The organism is Bartonella senegalensis OS02, assembly GCF_000312545.1.
GTDB classification, from domain to species: domain Bacteria; phylum Pseudomonadota; class Alphaproteobacteria; order Rhizobiales; family Rhizobiaceae; genus Bartonella; species Bartonella senegalensis.
Window position 1 is genome coordinate 38124 of sequence record NZ_HE997543.1, and the last position, 6000, is coordinate 44123.

The following is a 6000-nucleotide window of genomic DNA, read 5'->3' on the forward strand; positions in this document are numbered from 1 at the left end:
TTAAGCAACCCGCAAACACAAATCAAAAAACGCAACAGTTCATTCTTTTTTTCAATCTTAAAAAGGCTCTCTTCCATATAATGACGCAAAAGAAATTGTTAGAGATAAAAAGAAGTATATCATACTCATATTTCTTCATCGCTTTTCTCATTGTTCATATTTAACCAGTTTTACTAAGTATAATACTTCTTCAAATGAAAACTCTCTCCCTCACTTTTAAATAAAGTGTATAATTCTTCATAACCTTCACCAATCAATCGATAAACAAATAGAAAGAAAACTATTTGATTTATAAAGAATAATTTCTTTTCTCACTTAAATGAGAACTGTAAATATTATAAGTTTCTCTCATTGCAAATCCTCTCATAATCAATCAAAAGCTTGGCTTGCATATCACAAGCGGGTTTGGCGTATGGGTCACAGCGCTTCAAGAAAGGAATAAAACACCCCTTACGAAGCACATCAGGTGCCAAGGGCTGTTAAACATTTTGAACGAGCAAAAAGAATGATGGTGCCATCTCGCACACTTAACACACTTAACTTGCAAGCTTAACTTAATAAGCATAAAGGAGACGACTCCCAATAGCTTTACCGTTATACCCTTCACAGTTCACCAGCATGAAAGTGACTTTTGTACACTAACGGATGTCTCTTTAAAAACAAGCGCGTGAATGGGCAACACAATAACTGCACAGATAAGAACGCAAAGGCTCTCTCCATATAACACAAAGGATCTCTGCTTTGAGTTCCCATCTTAATCCCCATTTTAATCATTGTCTCAGCTGTCGAACAGTGTTTACTCTTCATCGCGTTATGCGTGCATCAAGCTCTCCCCAATTACGAGACTTTATCGGATATGTAGTGAGCGCATTATAATCATTTTTCCTGATAAACACTGCAGTTTGTTAAGATAGTATATTAAAATTGGCAAAATAAAATTGCTCAACAAACTATCCTTTTGTCACATGATACGGCGGACTTGATAAAGGCATTCAGGAATCTTGATTAAAAAACTCTGTCTAAACAGAGTCTTTGCAAAAAGACGCATCTTCTCTTCAAACATTTCAAAAGAAATACTTTGCTTATTACTCTCTCGATAAAGTAACAAAGAATCATATTTCAAAAATCATCTAAAGTTGTTTTTTTTAAGAAAACAGATCAGAAAAATGTATTTTTCTATGATTGAGAATATTTGAGAACCTCTCGAATACTTATTTTACAAAAACAAAAGCACCCATCAAAAAATCTCACCCAAATACCCACTCTTTTTGTCTCAAAATTAAAGAATGTTTCCACTCTTTTTGATAAAACTTTTCCTTATCTATCGCATAGATATTTGATAGTAAAAATACTGTTTATTTGCGTTTCTTTGCCATATAGATTACAATTGATAATAGAAAGCCTCCCATCTTTGACCATTCTACATCTATTGACCTTTTTTGTATAATAAATTCATGACATCTGATATGCCTTTTCTTGCTCTTTTACCCTTGGGCGCCCATGAATATCATGGAGATCATCTTCCCTTTGAGACCGACTGGATTATTGCCGAAGCTTTTGCGAAAGCACTTATTTTACGAACGAAAAAGCAGTTTTCTATCGCACTGTTACCGGTTGAAAAAATTGGCTATTCAATAGAACATAGCGATGTCTCTGGCACACAAACACTCACCTTTTCTCAAGCTATCGAGCGATGGATAAACATTGGTGAGAAGTGCTATTATAAAGGTATCAAGCGTTTTCTTCTCCTCAACGCTCATGGGGGCAATTCACCTTTAATGAGCATTGTAATCACTGAATTACGAAGGCGTTTTTCTATGCTCGCAGTAGCAACAAGCTGGACACGTTTCGGGCTACCGCAAGGTTTAATACATCCGTCTCAACATCATCTTGATATTCATGGAGGATTTATTGAAACCTCCTTAATGCTCTATTTAGCACCAGAAAAAGTGCATATGGAAAAAGCCAAAAATTTTTATAATAAGCAAGCTGATATGATTGCCAATTATCGGTATTTACGTGCCTATGGTCCCCATGCCTTTGGATGGACAATGCGTGATCTGAACCCGCAGGGAGCAGCAGGCAATGCCCGTGAAGCAACAGCACAAGCAGGAGAAGCAATTTTTTCTCATGTTCTAAGTGGGCTTCGTGATTTACTTGATGATATTAATCGATTTAAAATAGATGCATTATGATAAAAAGGCGCAACCATGGAAAAGACGCAAAATACGCCCGATAAACTTCCTGTTACAGTTCTTACAGGGTATCTTGGCTCAGGTAAAACCACCCTTCTCAATCGCATTCTCAGTGAAAATCACGGCAAACGTTATGCAGTCATTGTCAATGAATTTGGTGAAATTGGCATTGATAATGATCTTATCATTGAATCGGATGAAGAAATTTATGAAATGAATAACGGCTGTGTTTGCTGTACTGTGCGCGGTGATCTTATCCGCATTTTAGAAAGTCTGATGCGACGCTCTCATCGATTTGATGCTATCATTATAGAAACAACAGGGCTTGCTGACCCAGTTCCTGTTGCGCAAACTTTTTTTATGGATGACACTGTAAATGCAAAAACAGCACTTGACAGTGTTATAGCATTGGTTGATGCAAAGCATCTTTCACTCCAACTTAAGCAAAGCCGAGAAGCTGAACAGCAAATTGCCTTTGCTGATATTATTCTCTTAAATAAGATTGATCTTGTGAGTGCAAAAGAACGTGCACAGGTTGAATCGCTTATCCTTGCAATAAATCCACGAGCTGTACTTTACGCAACAGAGCGTGCAAACATCCCTCTTGATAAACTCCTCGATCGTGGTTCATTTGACCTCCAACGTGTTTTAGAAAATGATCACCATTTTCTTGATCACCAGCATTCCGACCATATCTGTGGTCCCGATTGCCATCATGATCATGCACATCATCACACCGCTGACTTTCACGATATTACCATAACTTCTGTAAGTTTAAAAACAGGTGCTCTTCAACCAGAAAAGTTCTTTCCATGGATCCAACAAGTTACGCAGCAAAAAGGTCCTGATATTCTGCGTTTAAAAGGGATTATCGCCTTTCAAGGAGATAATGATCGTTATGTCATTCAAGGTATACACATGATCCTTGAAGGACAGCACCAGCGTCGATGGCGTGAAGATGAAAAACGTGAAAGCCGACTTGTTTTTATTGGCCGCACCCTTGATGCCAAACAGCTAAAAACTGGTTTTGAAAATTGTGCATAAGCGAGTAACAATGCCAAGCATTACCAATTACGATCTCCAAAGTTATTGTCTTTCCTGTGGTTTTATAGGCGATAAGCCAGCTTTCGTTTCGGTCGAAGGTTGCATTGTTTTTTTAAACCCAATCCCTCAAAGCATTGAAGTTCACCAAGGAATAATTTCTAGTCATTTTTCTCATGATAACACTACTATCCTTACCGGTGGAGAAGATGGAAAAATTTGCCAAACAACAGTCGATGGTCACACACAAGTGCTCAGCAAGCAAGAACGCAAATGGATAAGCAATGTAGCTTTTGGACCACAAAAAGTTTGTGCCTTTGCCTCTTCACGTACCGCATGGGCAAATGTCGGCCAAGGATTCCAAGAGCTTGTTCATGAACGAAGTGTAGAAGGTCTAGCTTTTGCTCCCAAAGGTTTACGGCTTGCCGTTGCCCATTACAATGGTGTTACCTTGCATTGGTTATCAACGAAAACATCTCCCTCCACATTGGTCTGGAAAGGAGCACATTGTGGTGTCATCTTCTCACCAGACAACCGCTATGTCATTTCTACTATGCAAGAAAATGCTCTCCATGGTTGGCGTCTCACAGATCATCAGCATTTACGCATGAGTGGCTACCCAAGCAAAGTCAAAAGTTGGTCCTGGAGTCCAAAAGGAAAATGGTTAGCAACATCAGGTGCATCAGCAGCAATTGTGTGGCCGTTTCATACAAAAGATGGTCCCATGGGGAAAACACCATTGGAACTTGGCACACGAGTAAATGCACTTGTCAGCAGCGTTGCATGCCACCCAAGCGAAGAAATTGTAGCAATAGGCTTCAATGATGGGATAATTTTGTGCGCACATTTTCGCGATGGAAAAGAAGCCCTTCTAAAAGGTTATGGAAAAAGCGCCATTTCAGCACTCAATTGGGATCAAACAGGACACAACTTAGCCTTTGGGAGTGAAAATGGAGAATGTGGTGTTATAAACATTAAGGCTTAAGAAAAATATCAACAAGAACTATCGTCGTAGATAAAAACGATCACACAATCCTGCAAAGAGCGGGAAACAGCAAAATCCCCTTCTTCTTTCAAGAAAACCAAATGCCTTAAACAGAAAAGACCTGAAAAATGTCTGAGTTGTTTACCTTTAAACATTGCTCTCTTTTCCCCTGCACAGGCGAAAAGCCCCCCCTCAAAAGAGCATACAATAACACCCCATCCCTACACAAACCTGTGCCATGCTGCAAACTTCCATAAAACGCACCTCTCTTTAAGACTTCCGAGAAAAAACGTCTTACTCTTACCATTGGTAATATTTATACATAGCAAAATACTAGAAGAATGAAATTTAGAATTGTTTGTTAATTTTTTTAGTGATTTAAAAGAAAATCTGATCATAGTTGAAAAAAATGAGTCAAAAATGGCGAAAACTATTTTCTTAAAAAGCCCTCGAACCAACGCAGAACACTATTTTAATCATAATCCTTGTTTTAGGCAAAACCCTAGAATTTATTCTTTCAAGTTTTTTGCTTATCCATTCTTTCTTTTTTAGCACTCTCATTGAGAGGTCAACACATTGATTTATAATATTAATTCATCTTTTTACAACTTAAATGAGAGCCCAGAATATCACAAGATTTTTGCCTTTCACCCCCTCTCAGAGTGAACCACTCAAAACCCTTCGCTTGCACATCAAAAGCGAAAAGGAGCGTATGGATAAAAACGCTTCAAGAAAGGGAGTAAAAATACCTCCCATGAGCCATCTCAATGCAAAAGCTGTTCAGCCTCTAACATTTTAAGCTGACAAAGAAAATGATGGTGCCATTTTGCGCCTTCATAAGCATAAAAAAGTGATGCACAATGGCTTTTGCACTATACTCTTTACGAAGCGCCTTAGTAAAAGTAGCTTTTGCGTTGACGACGTGTCTCTTTAAAATAAGTGCGTGAATTAGCTGCAAAATGGCATTTTATTTTGCACGAGGAACATGGGCTCCATTAAAGAATATAAGAAGTATTCATTCCTGCTACAGGTGCTGCTTTAACATCTTCTTACGCTAGCCTAAATAAATTGAGAATCATGTACAGAAATCTCATCTTTTACAAAAATGCATGAGTATAATGTGCAAAAAAATTATAATTTTTAAATATAATAAAGTACATTTTTAAAATATCTTCGTTACCATTTTATCTCAAAAGCCCTTCTCCTTTTCTTAAAATAACAGTATTTTTTTAAAAGATCCAAGAAATGACTTATAAAAGAAGACAATAGAACATAGATAGATGCATTGCCTATCTATAAAATCAATAAAAAAGAACATGAATAATAAGGTCACAACGAAAACTTATGACCTACAGCAAAACTGGTAAAGAGAGAGACAAAACAACAAGAAAAGCGCTCTCCAAGCAGAAATCCTGCCCCACTTGTTTCAACAGAAAAAGCCATCAAAACAAACTCGCCTTTTCACACATCACGCCATAAATATCATGCATACAATGTTGCACTATGCACGAAACCAAAATGGAATTACCAATCCCGTATCCATTATTATAAATGCCAAAAGTCTTTAAAAGACCTATGATAACAGAGAAGAAAACCACACTGTTACTAAGTATTTTCAATCATAAATCAAAGAAATCACAGAGTGTGCGTTTTCATCAATAAACAGAAAAACCTTTAGAGAAAATAATAGAGATTTTGAATAAAACTAAAAGGCAACACCTTGTGCTGCCTTCTATATCAAAATACAGAGTGTCTTGTATTCTAGAACTGATAGCGCAG

At 37.5% G+C, this 6000-nt stretch carries 3 protein-coding genes; all 3 read left to right on the forward strand.

Translation table 11 applies throughout. The annotated features are described in order from the left end of the window. Positions 1-1454: 1454 nt before the first annotated feature. Genes BN200_RS07150 through BN200_RS07160 form a run of 3 tightly spaced genes read left to right on the forward strand, consistent with a single transcriptional unit; the run spans position 1455 to position 4221 of the window. Positions 1455-2195 carry a creatininase family protein gene (locus BN200_RS07150; protein ID WP_019221862.1) on the forward strand — a complete coding sequence of 247 codons (741 nt, stop codon included), beginning with the start codon at positions 1455-1457 and terminating at the stop codon, positions 2193-2195. A gap of 15 nt (positions 2196-2210) precedes the next feature. Then, on the forward strand, positions 2211-3239 hold the full coding sequence (locus BN200_RS07155; protein WP_019221863.1) for a CobW family GTP-binding protein: 1029 nt from the start codon (positions 2211-2213) through the stop codon (positions 3237-3239). A 10-nt stretch (positions 3240-3249) separates the two neighbouring features. Further along, positions 3250-4221, forward strand: coding sequence for a WD40 repeat domain-containing protein (locus BN200_RS07160; protein ID WP_019221864.1), 972 nt, complete (start codon positions 3250-3252; stop codon positions 4219-4221). The last annotated feature ends 1779 nt before the right edge of the window (positions 4222-6000 follow it).